Origin of the sequence: Azospirillum sp. SYSU D00513 (assembly GCF_017356015.1) — a bacterium.
Taxonomy (GTDB): domain Bacteria; phylum Pseudomonadota; class Alphaproteobacteria; order Azospirillales; family Azospirillaceae; genus Azospirillum.
Genome location: NZ_JAFIQV010000011.1, coordinates 138,270 through 152,727 on the forward strand (window position 1 = coordinate 138,270; position 14,458 = coordinate 152,727).

Genomic DNA, 14,458 nt, shown 5'->3' on the forward strand with positions numbered 1-14,458 from the left:
GGTCCTCAGGGACGACCAAGACGAGGCATGACGAAGCATCAGTACGTTTTTGGTCCTCATGACGGAGTGGCGATCGCTCATCCCTACCAGACCAAGCCGAATGCAGTCTTCAAGGTAGCTTTCCTGCCGACCAGGCATGACGCGCGAGGCCTATCAAGAAGGGCTTGCAACGGGTCCAGGGGTTTCCGATGGGTCCGGTACGCCCCTTACCCGAAGTCACTCTGTGGGGATGGGTACACCTCGGGTTCATGCAGTGAGCAGGAACTCGCAGTTACTTCAGGTCCGGGCCATGGCCGGAGACGAGTTCAGGGCGTGACCCCAGCGACACAGAATGACTTAGGCGCTGATCCTCCTCATGCCAGCGGCACTTGGAATAAAAGTTTCTTAATAATTTTTGTAATATCTATTCCCTCACAGATTCGAATGACCACTCCGCCCCTATGATTAACAACCACTAAAAAGGACAAAGTAAATGGCCGTTCTCATGGACTCTTCTGGCGGAAGCAGCTCGATTACGATTACGGAGTTTTACGAAGGCTATTACGGGCTAAATGGTGACGATCTAATCACTCTGGCCTACACTCAACCAAGCGACGCGCCGGCGATAATCCACGGTGGGTCTGGCAATGATACGGTTATCGGTGGGATCGGCGACGATTTCATCCGGGGCGTTACGGGCGACGACTCTATCCTGGGCGGAGATGGTTACGACTTTGTGTCCGCCGGCTCGGGAGACGACACGGTGGACGGCGGAGACCTGGACGACCGCTTATTCTGCGGTGATGGCAATGACTCCCTCGCGGGCGGAGCCGGCGCTGATCTGCTCGATGGCGGCACCGGCAACGATACCTTGTCCGGTGGCGCTGGCATGGATTTGCTTTTCGGCGGAACCGGCGACGATTTCCTCGGTGGCGGGCAAGGAAATGACGTCCAGTGGGGCGGCGACGGCCTTGATGAGCTTCGGGGTGCTCTTGGCAACGACACTCTGGACGGTGGAGCGGGCAATGACCTGTTGTTCGGCGGCGCTGGTAACGATTTCCTGAATGGCGGAGCGGGCGCTGACACTCTGACCGGCGGTATCGGTGCCGACCGCTTCGTCTTTACCGACACGGGCGATGCGGACTTCGTCCTAGGCTTCAACGCCTCCGAAGGTGACCGCATCCTGGTGGGGGCCGGCTTGAATGGATTGGCTCATACCAGCGCTGCAGAACTCTTAGAACGCGTTTCTGCGGTAAACGGAAATGCCGTAATCGACCTTGGCGCAGGCAGCAGCATCACCTTGATTGGAGTGATTGCCTCCACCTTGACGGCAGCCAGCTTCAGCATTCTATGAAAGCCCAGACTCCATTCCGGGATGGTGGCTCTCGGAATGCATCGCAAGCCCATTTGGAATGGAGCCTCCATTTCGCATCATCAACTGGATGAGTCGGTCGTGGTTGCGGGTTCCCTATCCGCATCGCCACGGCCCTCTTGCCGAAAGCCATGGCCCCGCTATGGCGAAGCGCGGAATCGCCTCTCCCATTAACATGGGTTAAGGATGAGCCTGTCCGGTCGGCCCGGGATGGCGCCTTGCGCCCTCCCGCACGTCCGAGCGTTTGAAGGGGAAAAGCCGTGCCGATCCATGTGCTGCTTGCGGAAGACGAGGCGTTGGTCGCGATGGCGGTGGAGGATCTGCTGACCGATGCCGGCTACCGCGTGACCGTGGCCCGCAACGGGCTGGAGGCGCTGGACGCCTTCTCCCGCGACCCGGCGGACCTGCTGGTGACCGACGTCCGCATGCCGGGGCTCGACGGGCTCGGGCTGACGGAGCGGCTGCGCGAGATGCGGCCCTCCCTGCCCGTGGTCGTCATGACCGGCCACATGCTCACCAGCATGGTGGTCGTCACGCCATCGGCGGCCAAGACCACGATCTTCATGAAGCCCGTTCCCTCGGTCCAGCTTCTCGAGGCGGTCGAGGCCTCGCTGCCGCGCGAGGGAGACGGCGCGCTTGCGGCAGTGGAGGAAAGCGCCGGGCACGGCCGGTCCGAAGCGGACACACGCCACTGACGCGCGTGGGCGCCGGCGGCGCCGGAACCGATTGGAGACGGATAAAGTCCTACGAACACCTGCGCTTTCCGAAAGCGGTGCGGGAACAGGCGCTCAAGCGGCAGAGGAAATGTTGCGCCTGCTGCGGCATCCGGGTCACGGATGTCGGCGAGGCCGGCATGGCGAACCACAGGTTCGGGGAGCGGGTCGAGGGACACCACGTCATCCCGCACAAGATGGAGGATTCCATCACTGTGGAGAGTTGCGTGGTGATCCGCCGCTCCTGCCACATCAGCGTCCAACAGGGCGGCGCTTGGCGGGATGTATCGATTTACGAAGACATCGAGACACTGCCGATGCCGACGCGGATCATGCGGATCCCGGCGCTCTACCCCTTTTACCGGGGCTGAACCGCCCCCGCCCGCCGGAGGACGGCCGGGAGTGGACTCTCAACGCCCCAGGCACTGCCGCAGCTTCTTCGAATCGCCGTTGTAGCGCTGGTAGCAGCCCTCGATCAGGGCTTCCTCGCTGTGGCGTTCGCCCTGGATGCAGTCGCGGTAGCGCTTGCGGTCGTTCTCGTATTTCCGGGCGCATCCCTGCTTCAGGGCTTCGCGCTGCCGCTTGCCCAGATTGTGGACGCTCGGCGAGTCATCGTCATCGTAAGAGGAACTGCGCGACCCGTAGCCGGAACCCTGCCCGTAAGGCGAGTTGTAGCCCCCGTCCGAGACACATCCGGCGAGGGACATGACCAGGGCGGACAGCCCGCCGGCGAGCTTGAGTGACGCACGCATGCCCATTTTCTCCTTCCGGGCAGGATCGCCCACCGTCACGAACGCTGCCACCCGCTGGTTCATTCCACACTTGGATCGGCGCGGCAGGACGGGTGCGGCGGCGAGGCATCGTCCCGGCTCCGCTCGCGCGCTGGATGATAGGCATGATAAGAATCGAACGGCAACGCATGGCTGCGGCCCGCGCCGTCCCGCCCGCTCGCGGGAACCGGAGCCCGGCTTTCCGCATTCCGTAGCCCGACGGAAGGCGGCGCGGACCGACTTCCGGACCGTACGTACCGAGCGACGAGCAGGAGCGACCATGACACCAGCGACCGAGACCCGCCGGCAGGCCGGGCTGGAACTCCAGGCCCTCGCGCAGGAATTCGAAGCGAGCGACGAATCCTCCTTCCGGCGCACCCGCATCCTGTGCTGGGTGCTGGTGGTGCTGGTGACGGCCGCCGTCACGGTGCTGCTGGTCGCCGGCGGGGACTGGCGTTATCTGGCCGGCACCTGGGTCGCGCTGGTGGCCTTGACCTGGCTCGGCTACGCGCTGTCCAGCCGCCGACAGCGCCAGCAGACCGCGCGGCTGCGCGACCTCGCCACCCGCTGGCTGAGCGGGGAGCCCCCACCGGTCTGAACGGTTTACCCCCTTCCCGTCGGCGGAATGGGAGGCTGGCCGGTCCCCGGCGGTTGCCAAACCAATCGCGCGGCGCGACGATGGACGGCCCGTTCGGGATTCCGGAACAATAACCTCCTGCCCATGCTGTGCGACGATCCGCTGCCCTCCGATGAACTGGATCTCATCGCGCGCAGTTTCCGCCTGTCCGCGGCCTACGGGCTGTGGAAGGAGAAGCGCGGCGCCCGGCCCATGCCGCCCGCGGCGGATTTCGCCCCCGCCACCCTTCCGGTCGTCCTCGCCCCCTGGGTGACCCTCACGCGGGTCCTGCGCGACGCGGCCGGGAGGGCGGCCGATTTCCGGTACGACTGGATCGGGCCCAGCCTCGTGCGGATGTCGCGGCGGGACTTCACCGGCTTCCACTTCACCGAACTGGAACACACCCGCCCCGACAGCCAGGTCTGGAAGGACCGCACCGCCGTGGTGGAGACGGGCCGTCCGCTCCTCACCGTTCCGCCCTACACCGGCGGCAACCACGCGGTCCGCCGCGCCATGGGCATCCACCTGCCCCTGTCCGAGGACGGGGAGCGTGTGGACGTGATCCTCACCATCGTCACCTACGAGACCTGATCCGCCGGGGGCGATCCGCCTTACGTCCGTTCCAGCTATGAAACGGCGCTGCGGCGGGGCGGCTTCGGCTTGGGAGGCGGCGGCGGCGGGCCGGCCACCTGCCTGGCGGCCGATGCGAAGACCACCCCCTCCGCCTGCCGGACGGCCGCGACGGCGCCGCGCCACAGTTCCGCAGTCGAAACGGAGCGCCAATCGCAGCCGAAGATGCCGGAGATCAGCCAGCCGCAGAGGACCGCGACCAGGAGCTGCTCGGAGAAGCCCCCCGTCTTGATGATCGGCAGCGAGAAGGTGCGCCGCCGCTTCAGCGGGTAGAGCAGCGGCAGCCCACCGGGCGACAGGAGGTCGCCGCCCAGATGAGTCAGGTAGCCGACGACGAAGGGAATGGTCCAGCGCGCGTAGGCCGGGTTCTCCGCCAGCACCCAGACGCAGGCCGCCACCGCCAGCAGCGAATGGGTGATGCCCCTGTGGCCGAACAGCCAGGACACCGGGACCGACACCGGCTTCAGCCGGCTGCCCAGCGTGGATTTCGGGTGATCGATGTCCGGCGCCAGCGCGCCCAGGACCGCCATTCCCATGGCGATCGCGTCGAAGGGCGGCAGGCCCAGGCGGTTCGACAGGTAGCTCCAGGTCGCGGCGCCGACGATGATGTGGGACGACGCCATCATGACGCGCCACCTTGAAACGCCCGCACCACGCATCCCCCAGGCCGACCGCGGCCCGATTGCCCCGGAAAATTGTTTGGAATCATAGCATTGGCCGAGTCGGCGGACAACGGCGCAGGGCCTCCTCCATCAACAAAAAGGGAACGGACGCATAGGCCGGGATTCGACCGAAGTCCGAGTGGACGGGGGGCGCCGCCAGCCCATATTGTTTCGACACACATCCATTCGACGGGCAGGACGGGACATGGACGGGGGGCATGCATGGCAGGACCGCAGCGAAGAGGCTGGCGAGGGGACGACGAACACCCCTAACCTGGGGCTTCGCAGAGGCTTCCCGGGAAGCTTCGGGGATGCCGGCCGGCCCCCCGGCTCCGCGCCCGCCCACTCCCGCCCGCCGAACACCGCGGAGACGTCCGTGCTCACCCTCGCCTACCGCAGCGACGCTGTTCAATTGCTGCCCTTTTCGGAGATCACGGACATCTGCCTGCAGAGCGCCCACCGGAACCAGGAGCGCGGCATCACCGGCTTCCTGGTGGAGTATGAGGGCACCTTCATGCAGATCCTGGAGGGGGCAGCGGGGCCGGTGACGGACCTCTACGCGTCGATCATCCGCGACCGGAGGCATCACGGGATCAAGACCCTGATGATGACCCGCCATGACGGGCCGCCCCGCCACGGCTTCTGGGCGATGAATTACGGACCCCTGAACACCGAGTCCTTCTGGCGCGCGGTGCTGGACGAACCCATGGACCCGGCGCTGTTCCGGGAGCGGTCGCACGAGCCGGACTTCGCCCTGGAGGTGCTCGGCCGCGCGTATGAGCAGGCCTGCAACCGCGCGAAGCTCAGCCCCGCCGTGCGCCATCTCATCCGCGCCGCCATCCCGCAGCCCTGCGATCTGCCCCGCTTGGCCTGACCGGCCTCCGGAGCGCCCTTTGGCGGATCAGGCGAACAGGCCGGTGAAGGGCAGGAAGTCCACCATCTGCCCGGCCCGGATCTCCGTCGCCTCGGCCGGCATGTCCACCAACCCGTCGGCCTCCACCATCGAGGTCAGGACGCCCGAGCTGTCGCTGAGGAACTTGTGCGCCACCGGGCGGCCGTCGGGGCCGGTCTCCAGCCGGGCGCGCAGGAACTCGCGCCGGCCCGCCTTCTTGGTGAAGGTGAAGCCCGACACGACGAGGCTGCGCGGCGTCGCCGCCTCCCCGCCGGACAGGCGCAGCACCAGCGGCCGCCCGACCAGCATGAAGGTGACCATGGCCGACACCGGGTTCCCCGGCAGCCCCAGGAAGGGGGTGCCGCCGACCCGCCCCATGGCGAGCGGCTTGCCCGGCTTCAGCGCAAGACGCCAGTGGGTGATGACGCCGAGTTCGGAAACGGCGGCCTTCACATGGTCCTCCTCCCCCACCGACACGCCGCCCGACGTGACGATCAAGTCGGCCGTGCCGGCGGCGGCGGCCAGCGCCTCGCGCACGGACGCGGCCTTGTCCGGCAGGATGCCGAGGTCGCGCAGTTCCACCCCCAGCGCGTCGAGCTGGGCCGCCAGCGTGTAGCGGTTGGCGTCGTAGATGGCACCGGCCGGCTTTCCCCCGCCCGGTTCGCGCAGCTCGTCGCCGGTGGAAAACAGCACCACCCGCAGCCGCTGGCGCACCCGAAGCCGGTCGCGCCCGACCGCGGCGGCGAGCCCGACCTCCTGCGCGCGCAGCCGCCGCCCGGCCGTCAGGACGGTGGCGCCCGCCTGCATGTCCTCGCCCGCGGCGCGCACGCTGGCGCCGCGCTCCAGCGCCGGAACCAGCACGGCGTCGCCGGCGGCCTCGCACTCCTCCTGCATGGCGACGGCGTCCGCCCCGTCGGGCAGCGGCGCGCCGGTGAAGATGCGCACCGCCTCGCCCGGCCCGACCGTGCCGGGGAAGACCGATCCCGCCGGCACGCGCCCGACCACGGCCAGCCGCCGCATGGCACCACCCAAATCCGGCGCCGCGCGGAAAGCCCAGCCGTCCATCGCCGACACCGCCATCGGTGGCACATTGTCCGGAGCCGTCACGTCCTCGGCCAGGATGCGCCCGAGCGCCTCGCGCAGGGGCACGCTCTCCACCCCCGTCACGGCGTCCACCCCGTCGCGAATCGCGGCCAGCGCATCGTCCAGCGGCAGCAGCCCGGGTCCCGGCGCGGTGTAGCAATCCATGGCGAGTCGTCTCCCGATCAGCGTCTCAACCGATGTGACCCGCCCCGGCCGGAAAACTCAAGCCCGCAATGGGTACCGGCCCCGGCCGCAAGCTCCCGCTGGCGAGCAAGCCCGCCTCAGCCTGCGCCTACGCGCCGCCGCGGTTGTAGAACTGGACGGGCCGGCAAAAGCGGTCGAGCTTCAAGACGACCGACCCCGGCTGGTCCCGCATCTTGAGCCAGGCGTCGTAGGCGGAGATGTTGCCGGTCCGATCATCCCGGTAGAGCCCGTAGGTGAGACCTTCCACCCGCGACACCGGGATGCCCGAGCCCGCCAGCGCGGCGGCGACCTCCTCGTTGCAGTCGCCGGGGCTGAGCCGGTCGAGTGCCGCGACCGCCCCCGGTTCCGGTGCTGCCGTCGCCACTGGCCTCAGGCCGGCACAGGCGCCCAGCAGAAGGACGGGCAGCAGAAAGGCGGCCCGGTAAGCTTTAAAAGCAGGACGGGGGGTTCGCGACGCCGGCATCGGCCGATTCTCCTCGATGCGGGGTGCCATCCACCCCGTCGGCGTCAACAGGATCCGGTCGGCAACATCGCCCGGAACCGGCCCTGACCCGATGGAAGTCCTGGCCCTTTTTTTCGATGCAAGGCGCCAGCCTTACTGAACCGCGGAGGAGACGCAGCCCGAAACCTCGAACGGCTTCGCATCGGGCCGCCTTCCGCGCGCGTCGAAGGGCGAGGTCAGCCGAGCCATTTCGGCGCAGGCATAATGCCAGGGCCGCCCCTGCGGATCTCCGGCCCAGTGCGGCTCGCCCGCGATGATGGGACCACCGCAGCAACAGCAGCGCGGCGTGTTCGAGGCGCAGTGGAGATGCCCGTTCATGGCACTATGCTCTAAGACGTTTGTTCCAACGGACGGCATAAGACCATGGACAGGGCGATGGTGATATTGGGGTCTTCCCTTACCCCTTTCGGCTAGGCCCAGGAATTCTCCTTACGGTCCTAAGCCGCATGGCCCATTGAGCACCCTGCCCCTTCCTTGCATCATGCCCGCTCGTGACAACCGGCTGTGGGGGTCCGGATATGTACGCTTGGCTGACGATGACCGTCATGGCCTTCATGTTCCTTTACGGACTTCTGTTCGAGATGATCTGACGGGGACCGGCGGCGAGGTGTCGCAATTTGCCGCTTCGCTCTTTTCGAATATTGAAAGCGGCTCGGCCCAAGCCGGCTTATCGTGGAAGCTGAACCGCATCGAGTTCCCCGGAGGCTGTTTGGGTTGAGTCACGCCGCCGTGGCGACGTCCTCCGCTTGGGCATAGCAACGTGCTTCGGCCTTGGCGGGAGGAATGTTGCCGATGGGTTGGAGCAAGCGTCGGCTGTAGAACCAGCCCACCCATTCCAAGGTGGCGAAGCCTGGAACTGGCGGTTCACCTGGTCAGCCGGCTCTCACGGTTCCGTAGCGGAACCGCTGCCGCCGCAAAGGGGCACGGCACCGCACGGTCGCCGATCGTGGTCCGAACCGCCTTGCCCCGCATCGTTCCCCTCAGGCCCATCTGGCGCATCAGGCGTGCCACCGTGCGGCGCGCCATCTCCAGGCCCTCCCACCGCACCTGCCGCCAGACCTTCCGCGCCCCATAGACCTGATTCACATCCCAGATCCGCTGGGATGGCCCCGCTCAGCTCCGCGTTGCTTCGCAAGTGGGCCGGCGCCTTGGACGGATCGACTCGACCCGGTGGGCGGCGCGGTGCTCCCCAATCAAATCGGGGACCGATGAAGGCGATCATTTCCTGAACGGGCGGTCGAGCTCCGCCTGGGCGAAATACGCCGAGGCCTTGCTGCGGTGATCTCGTTGGCTTGGCGCAGTTCCCGGACCTCGCGCTCCAGCGCCTTGATCCGCTCCTGCTCATCCGTCGTTGGGCCGGGCCGTTTGCCCTGATCGCGTTCTCAGAAGATGGAGCCTCAGGAAAACCCGGTGTGGTTCACTAAAGCGCCGTTATCGCTTTCCCGTTCCGGTGCCCGGTCTGTTATCTTCGCCGCCGGTTCTAACAGCGGCCAGGGACCCTGCGCAATCGTCCCCCGCCGTCAGCGACAGGTACGGGAGAAGACATGCCCATCGCGATGATCGACACGGGTTATGTCGGCCTGTCGTCCGATGCCTGCTTTTCGGAATTTGGCGTCCACGTCTGCTGCATCGACGCCCGACGCCTAAGACTTGCTGGACGGGGAAGACTGCGTGGCCCTGCTGACGGCGTGGAACGAGTTCCGCGTGCTGAACCTGGAGCGGGTCGAGATATTGCTGAGCGGCTGGTCATGGTCAATTTGCACAAGGTTCACACCCCGGCGATCATGACCAAGGCCGGCTTCGCCTACACCTCCATAGGCCGTCCGTCTTGATCCCGACCCGAACGACGCTTATTCCCATTCCAGGCGCCACACCCCAACCATGACAACGCTCCAGGCTCGCAAGGATCTGTCCGCCGCGCTGCTTGCCCAAGCAGCGGAGCATGCCCGGGCAGGCCGCCTGACCGAGGCCGAGGCGGACCTGTGCCAGCTCCTGACCGTAGACCCGGCTATGGCCCGGGCCCATTACGCGCTCGGCACCCTACGGGCGGAGCGGCAGCGTCCCGGTGACGCCGCGCGCTCCTTCGCCCGCGCGCTACGCCTGCTGACCTTCGCGGTGGAGCCGCTGGGCGGGCTGGGCGCGGCCCGGCTCGCCATTGGCGACCCTGCGGGAGCGGCTGTCTGCTTCGAGCGCATCCTTACAGTCGATCCGGCCGATCCCGCCGCCTGGACCAACTTCGCCGTCGCGCGGGCGCGGGCCGGTATGTTGGACGCCGCCCTCGACGCCTTCCACCATGCCGTTTGGGCGGCCCCCAGCCGACCCGATCCGATCGACAATCTCGCCCGGGCCCTGCGCCTGGCAGGACGGACGAAGGAGGCGCTCGCCCTCTGTCGCGACTGGATGTCCGCCCGGGGCGAGCATCCGGCCATCCTCCAGCAGGAGGCGGAGGCCCTGCTCGCGCTCGACCGTGCGGAGGATGCCCTGCGCGCCGCTGGAAATGCGCTGCGCCTTCAGCCCGACCGGACCGCGGTCCACATGATCGTCGCCATGGCCTTGGCAGAGCGGGGCGACCACCATCAGGCCGGGCTAACCCTGGAATGGCTGATTGCGCGCGCGCCGAACCATGAGGAGGCGTGGCGGGCCTTGGCCCGGCTGCGGGCCGAGCAGGGGCAGCGCGCCGGAGCGCTCGCCGCGCTCCGCGGCCTCGTCGCCCTGAGCCCGGCGGATGAGGAGGCATGGCGGCGCCTTGGCCAGACTCTGCTCCAGGCCGACCGAACAGCCGAGGCGGCCGGAACCGCCCGGCGCGCCGCCCTCGCCGCTCCGGACTCCGCGGCGGCCCACCTGCAGCACGCGCGCTGTCTGTCCGTCGCCCTCTACAAGCGGGCGACCCGCCGCATGGCGTCCCGCCGCCCCGCCGATGCCGAGGTGGAAGCCGATGCCGACGCGGTGCTGGATGAGGCCGGCGCGGCCCTGGAGCGGGAGACCCTGGCCGCCCACCGCCGCGCCCTAGCGCTCGCCCCCTGGGACGGCGGCGCGCTCGCCGACCTCGCGCAGCTCCTGCAACGGCTTTACGACTGGCCGGCGCTCGACGGGTTGCTGGAACGGATGCGGGCGCTCGCCAACCCGTTCGATGGGCTGTCGCCCTTCTTCGTCATGGCGACAGGGGCATCGCCGGAGGCGCAGTTCCGCTGCGCGCGGCGGACCGCAGCGGCCGTCGCCGCCCGCATGGAGAGCCGCCGCAAGTTCCTCAACCTCGGGCACCGGCCGGTCCGGGGGGAGCCGAGGGGGGAACGGCTGCGCGTCGGCTACCTGTCCGCCGACTTCGGTGACCACGCGACCAGCTATCTGATAGCCGAGATGCTGGAGCGGCACGACCGAGCCCGAATTGAGGTGTTCGCCTACTCCATTGGACCGGCCAAGGGCGGCGACTGGCGTCGCAGGATCGAGGCGGCGGTGGACGGCTTCGTCGAGCTGGACGGCCTGTCGCATGAGGACGCTGCCCTGCGCATCCACGCCGACGCCATCGACGTGCTGGTCGATCTGAAAGGCTACACTTACCAGGCCCGGCCGGAGATCCTGGCGCTGCGCCCGGCCCCGGTGCAGATCGCCTATCTCGGATATCCCGGCACGACAGGGGCGCCTTTCATCGACTTCGCCATCCTCGACCGCACCGTCGCTCCGCCCGAGGTCGCGGAATGGTTCTCCGAGGAGCCGCTGTTCCTTCCCGACTGCTACCAAGTGAACGACCGCCGTCGTCCCCGCCCGGCCACGGGACCGAACCGAGCCGCCTGCGGGCTACCCGAGCAGGGCACGGTCTTCTGCGCCTTCCATTCCAGCTACAAGATCACGCCCACGCTATTCGCCGTCTGGATGGAGCTGCTGCGAAACGAACCGGACAGCGTGCTTTGGCTGCTCGATTACGGTGATACGGCAACCGCCAACCTGCGCGCCGCAGCCGTCGCGCAAGGCGTCGCGGCGGAGCGGCTGGTCTTCGCCTCGCTTCTGCCGTTGGAACCTCATCTCGCTCGGCTGCGCCTCGCCGACCTGTTTCTCGACACGCTGCCGGTCGCCGCCCACACTACGGCAAGTGACGCGTTGTGGATGGGTTGCCCCGTGGTGAGCTGTGCCGGAAACAGCATGATCGGGCGGGTATCGGCCAGCCTGCTGCGCGCGGTTGGCTTGCCGGAGCTGGTCGCCCCCGATCTCGCCGGTTACCGCGCCCTGGCCCTCGATCTGGCCCGCCGCCCGAAGGAGCGGGCGCGGCTGCGCCGCCACCTGGACATGGCCCGCGACACGGCCCCGCTGTTCGACAGCGCCAAAACGACGCGGGAGTTGGAGCGCCTTTACGAGGAGGCGTGGAAGCGGGTACACGGCAATCCCCTGCCAACCACCCATCGCGGCAGTTTCCGGCTCGTCCGCATGATGCCGCCCGGTTACCGGCATGCCGCCGCCTTCGACGAGGCGATGGAGGCGGTGGCGAGCGGCCTGCGCGCTCTCGGATTTCCCGTGGAGACGGCGGACAACCAGCTGTCCGGGAACGCCACCAACGTCCTGTTCGGGGCGAACCTCGTGCCTCCGGCAGAGCTGCCGGCCCTGCCCCCGGACACGATTCTCTACAATCTGGAGCCGTTGGCGCTCGAAAGTCCACTGGTGCGGCCAGGGTTCCTCGACCTGCTGCACCGCCACCGGGTTTGGGATTACAGCCGCGCGAACGTCACTCATCTGCGGCGCCTGGGGCTGGGGCGGGACGTGCGCCACATTCCGCTCGGCCACGCGCCGGAGCTGGCCCGCATCGCACCGGCGCCGGTGCAGGATGTGGACGTGCTCTTCTACGGCTCTCCCAACGAGCGGCGGCGGCGCGTGCTGGACGCGCTGCGCGCGCGGGGCTTGCGGGTGGAGGTCCTGTTCGGGGTTTATGGGGCCGAGCGTGACGCCTGGATTGCTCGCACTAAGACTGTTTTGTGCCTGCATTTCTACGAGGGCAATGCGCTTGAGATGGCACGGATTGCCTATCTTCTGAACAACGGCAAGGCCGTGGTGGCGGAGGTGACGGGCGATGATGAAGTGGAGCCCGAACTGGCCGACGCATTGGTCGCCGTTCCGTACGAAGGGCTGGTAGGGGCCTGCGCTGCCCTGGTGGCCGACGACGACCGTCGTCATGCCCTGGAGTGGCGCGCGGCGGAGGCCTTCGCCCGCCGACCCATGGCGGAGATCGTGGGAAAAGCCTTGGCCGCGCCAAGGGCATCTGCCGAAGCGGAACCGGAGTTGGGCGGGCTCGATCCGTCACGACGGCCCACCTTTTCCATCATCGTGCCCGACTATGACGGCAGCGTGCCGCGCCCTCATGTGGAGCGCATGCTCCGCTCACTCGCCGCGCAGAGCTGCCGGGATTTCGAAGTTGTTCTGCTGCACGACGGTCCGCGCGGCACTTCGGCCGCCCCCACGGCGGCGGACGTGCCGAACCTAGCCGTGGCGGAGGACACGTCTTTCCGCTTCGGTGACTGGGGACACAGCCTGCGCGACATCGGCCTGCGCCGCGCACGTGGGCGCTACATACTGCACCTTAACGCCGACAATGTCCTTTATCCGGAGGCCTTGGCGGAGATCCTCGCTGTCTTCCGGCGGCGCCTGGCCATCGGCTCCTATCTGGCCGACGGCTTGATGAGGGACATCAACCGCGACCGCATCGCGATTTTCCCGGTCTACATGGTCGGACTGCAGACCGACGGCACGAACGTTTGGCAGGAGAATCGGGACGATCCCTCCGTCGGCCTCGTCCTGAGCGGCTATCCGCCCGCGCCAAACCACATCGACTGCATGCAACTGGTCATGGAGCGGAGTCTGTGGCTTGGCTACGGCGGCTGGTACGACAAGAGCTATGCGGCAGACGGGACGATGTACGCCCGCTTCGTCGCCGACCATGGAGCCAAATACGCCGGCCGCATTCTCGGCGAGCATTGGTGACCGGAACGCAACATCCGACAATGCGGCATCAGCACAGGGTCAGGACCGGCGCCCTGCCGATCCCAGACAGTTCCTTTTCCATGTGCAACCGCTCAAGCTCGGCCTGAACGAGCTTTTCTATGACGGTATCCATCGTTTGGGAAGCCTTCCAAGCAAGGACGGCATTCGCCTTTTCAGGATTGCCGATGCTGAGAGCGATGTCGGCCGGGCGCATGACGCGTTCGTCGATTTCGACGTGGTTGCGCCAGTCGAGGCCAAAGCAGGCGAAGGCCCGCTGGACGAACTCCTCCAGCGAATGGCTTTTGCCCGTCGCGATGACAAAGTCTTCCGGCTGATGATGGTTGAGCATCCGCCACATGGCGTCGACATATTCCGGCGCCCAGCCCCAATCACGGACGACGTGCAGCGAACCGAGCGTAAGGACGCTCGCCTTTCGCTCGGAGATCATGGCCGCCCCGCGGATGATCTTCTGAGTCACGAAGCGCGCAGGGCGGAGCGGGGACTCGTGATTAAACAGGATGCCTGAGCAGGCGAACAGGTTGTAGGATTCGCGGTAGTTCGCGACTGCCCAATAGGCCGCAGCTTTCCCAACCCCGTAGGGGCTGCGGGGGTGAAAGGCGTGCCGCTCGTCCGCCGGGCCGTTGTCGGTGTTGCCGAAGCATTCACTGGACGAAGCGTTGTAAAAGCGCGTCTCAAGTCCCAGAAAACGGATCGCCTCCATTATGTTGACGGTGCCCAGCAGAATGCTGTTCAGCGTTTCCACCGGCTGGTCAAAGGACAACCCGACGGAGGATTGGGCCGACAGATTGTAGATCTCGTCCGGTTGGATAGTGCCGATGACTTGGGCGACGCTGCGGAAATCCGTCGGCACCGCGGAATGCAGATGGACTTGGTCAAGGACTTGCAGCCGCTTGAGGCTGGCGAAGCTGGACACCTCGGGACTATCCGGAATTTCGTGCTCGGCGGGGGCGATTTCAGTTTCAGGCGCTCATGGCCTTTGTGAACCGCTCACCGAACATGACGGCCATCTGCGCCTTTGCGGCCGTCCATTCACGGGGTGACATCTTCCAG

14 protein-coding genes, 2 pseudogenes and 1 other annotated feature are annotated in these 14,458 nt (G+C 67.2%); of the genes and pseudogenes, 9 read left to right on the forward strand and 7 right to left on the reverse strand.

Translation table 11 applies throughout. The features are described from left to right. Nucleotides 1-472 precede the first annotated feature (472 nt). The 3 genes from JUB11_RS10865 (at nucleotide 473) to JUB11_RS10875 (ending at nucleotide 2,435) form a co-directional block, all read left to right on the forward strand. Nucleotides 473-1,333 carry a calcium-binding protein gene (locus JUB11_RS10865; protein ID WP_207458549.1) on the forward strand — a complete coding sequence of 287 codons (861 nt, stop codon included), beginning with the start codon at nucleotides 473-475 and terminating at the stop codon, nucleotides 1,331-1,333. A 278-nt stretch (nucleotides 1,334-1,611) separates the two neighbouring features. Continuing rightward, complete coding sequence (locus JUB11_RS10870) at nucleotides 1,612-2,046, forward strand: response regulator (protein WP_207458550.1); 435 nt, start codon at nucleotides 1,612-1,614, stop codon at nucleotides 2,044-2,046. A 158-nt stretch (nucleotides 2,047-2,204) separates the two neighbouring features. Beyond that, nucleotides 2,205-2,435, forward strand: a complete 231-nt coding sequence (locus tag JUB11_RS10875) for a hypothetical protein (protein WP_207458551.1) — start codon at nucleotides 2,205-2,207, stop codon at nucleotides 2,433-2,435. Between the two features lie 39 nt (nucleotides 2,436-2,474). Here the strand turns inward: JUB11_RS10875 and JUB11_RS10880 are convergent, their stop codons facing one another. Further along, nucleotides 2,475-2,816, reverse strand: a complete 342-nt coding sequence (locus JUB11_RS10880; protein ID WP_207458552.1) for a hypothetical protein — start codon at nucleotides 2,814-2,816, stop codon at nucleotides 2,475-2,477. A gap of 298 nt (nucleotides 2,817-3,114) precedes the next feature. Here JUB11_RS10880 and JUB11_RS10885 point away from each other — a divergent pair, with 298 nt between their 5' ends. Together JUB11_RS10885 and JUB11_RS10890 are read left to right on the forward strand one after the other, a co-directional pair. Then, nucleotides 3,115-3,432 (forward strand): hypothetical protein, encoded by a 318-nt coding sequence (locus JUB11_RS10885; protein WP_207458553.1) that lies wholly within the window; start codon nucleotides 3,115-3,117, stop codon nucleotides 3,430-3,432. Between the two features lie 123 nt (nucleotides 3,433-3,555). Further along, on the forward strand, nucleotides 3,556-4,041 hold the full coding sequence (locus JUB11_RS10890) for a hypothetical protein (RefSeq protein ID WP_207458554.1): 486 nt from the start codon (nucleotides 3,556-3,558) through the stop codon (nucleotides 4,039-4,041). A 35-nt stretch (nucleotides 4,042-4,076) separates the two neighbouring features. Here JUB11_RS10890 and JUB11_RS10895 read toward each other — a convergent pair whose 3' ends face one another. Further along, nucleotides 4,077-4,706: a metal-dependent hydrolase gene (locus JUB11_RS10895; protein ID WP_207458555.1), complete on the reverse strand. Its 630-nt coding sequence runs from the start codon at nucleotides 4,704-4,706 to the stop codon at nucleotides 4,077-4,079. 412 nt (nucleotides 4,707-5,118) lie between these two features. Here JUB11_RS10895 and JUB11_RS10900 point away from each other — a divergent pair, with 412 nt between their 5' ends. Beyond that, a complete protein-coding gene (locus JUB11_RS10900; RefSeq protein ID WP_207458556.1) occupies nucleotides 5,119-5,616 on the forward strand; it encodes a BLUF domain-containing protein in 498 nt (165 codons plus the stop codon). A gap of 27 nt (nucleotides 5,617-5,643) precedes the next feature. On the opposite strand, the gene glp is transcribed toward JUB11_RS10900, so the two are convergent. Both glp and JUB11_RS10910 read right to left on the reverse strand, forming a co-directional pair. Beyond that, entirely contained in the window at nucleotides 5,644-6,882 is a 1,239-nt protein-coding gene (gene glp, locus JUB11_RS10905) for a gephyrin-like molybdotransferase Glp (RefSeq protein ID WP_207458557.1), read from the reverse strand. 127 nt (nucleotides 6,883-7,009) lie between these two features. After that, entirely contained in the window at nucleotides 7,010-7,384 is a 375-nt protein-coding gene (locus JUB11_RS10910) for a hypothetical protein (protein ID WP_247886977.1), read from the reverse strand. Nucleotides 7,385-7,949: 565 nt separating this feature from the next. Between JUB11_RS10910 and JUB11_RS10915 the strand changes: the two genes are divergently transcribed. Next, the gene (locus JUB11_RS10915) at nucleotides 7,950-8,141 is read left to right on the forward strand and encodes a hypothetical protein (protein WP_207458558.1); all 192 of its coding nucleotides are present in this window, start codon (nucleotides 7,950-7,952) and stop codon (nucleotides 8,139-8,141) included. A gap of 1 nt (nucleotide 8,142) precedes the next feature. Here the strand turns inward: JUB11_RS10915 and JUB11_RS32700 are convergent. Together JUB11_RS32700 and JUB11_RS32705 are read right to left on the reverse strand one after the other, a co-directional pair. Further along, nucleotides 8,143-8,524: pseudogene (locus JUB11_RS32700) on the reverse strand (IS3 family transposase); the annotation flags it as partial. A gap of 52 nt (nucleotides 8,525-8,576) precedes the next feature. Further along, nucleotides 8,577-8,687: a sequence feature (AL1L pseudoknot), on the reverse strand. Further along, nucleotides 8,634-8,805 (reverse strand): annotated as a pseudogene (locus JUB11_RS32705) (IS3 family transposase); the annotation flags it as partial. (Overlaps the previous feature by 54 nt.) Nucleotides 8,806-8,967: 162 nt before the next feature. Here JUB11_RS32705 and JUB11_RS32710 point away from each other — a divergent pair. Beyond that, nucleotides 8,968-9,255: a hypothetical protein gene (locus JUB11_RS32710; RefSeq protein WP_247886978.1), complete on the forward strand. Its 288-nt coding sequence runs from the start codon at nucleotides 8,968-8,970 to the stop codon at nucleotides 9,253-9,255. Between the two features lie 49 nt (nucleotides 9,256-9,304). Beyond that, the gene (locus JUB11_RS10930) at nucleotides 9,305-13,387 is read left to right on the forward strand and encodes a tetratricopeptide repeat protein (protein WP_207458559.1); all 4,083 of its coding nucleotides are present in this window, start codon (nucleotides 9,305-9,307) and stop codon (nucleotides 13,385-13,387) included. A 28-nt stretch (nucleotides 13,388-13,415) separates the two neighbouring features. Here the strand turns inward: JUB11_RS10930 and JUB11_RS10935 are convergent, their stop codons facing one another. Further along, the gene (locus tag JUB11_RS10935) at nucleotides 13,416-14,321 is read right to left on the reverse strand and encodes a GDP-mannose 4,6-dehydratase (protein WP_348771408.1); all 906 of its coding nucleotides are present in this window, start codon (nucleotides 14,319-14,321) and stop codon (nucleotides 13,416-13,418) included. Nucleotides 14,322-14,458: the final 137 nt, after the last annotated feature.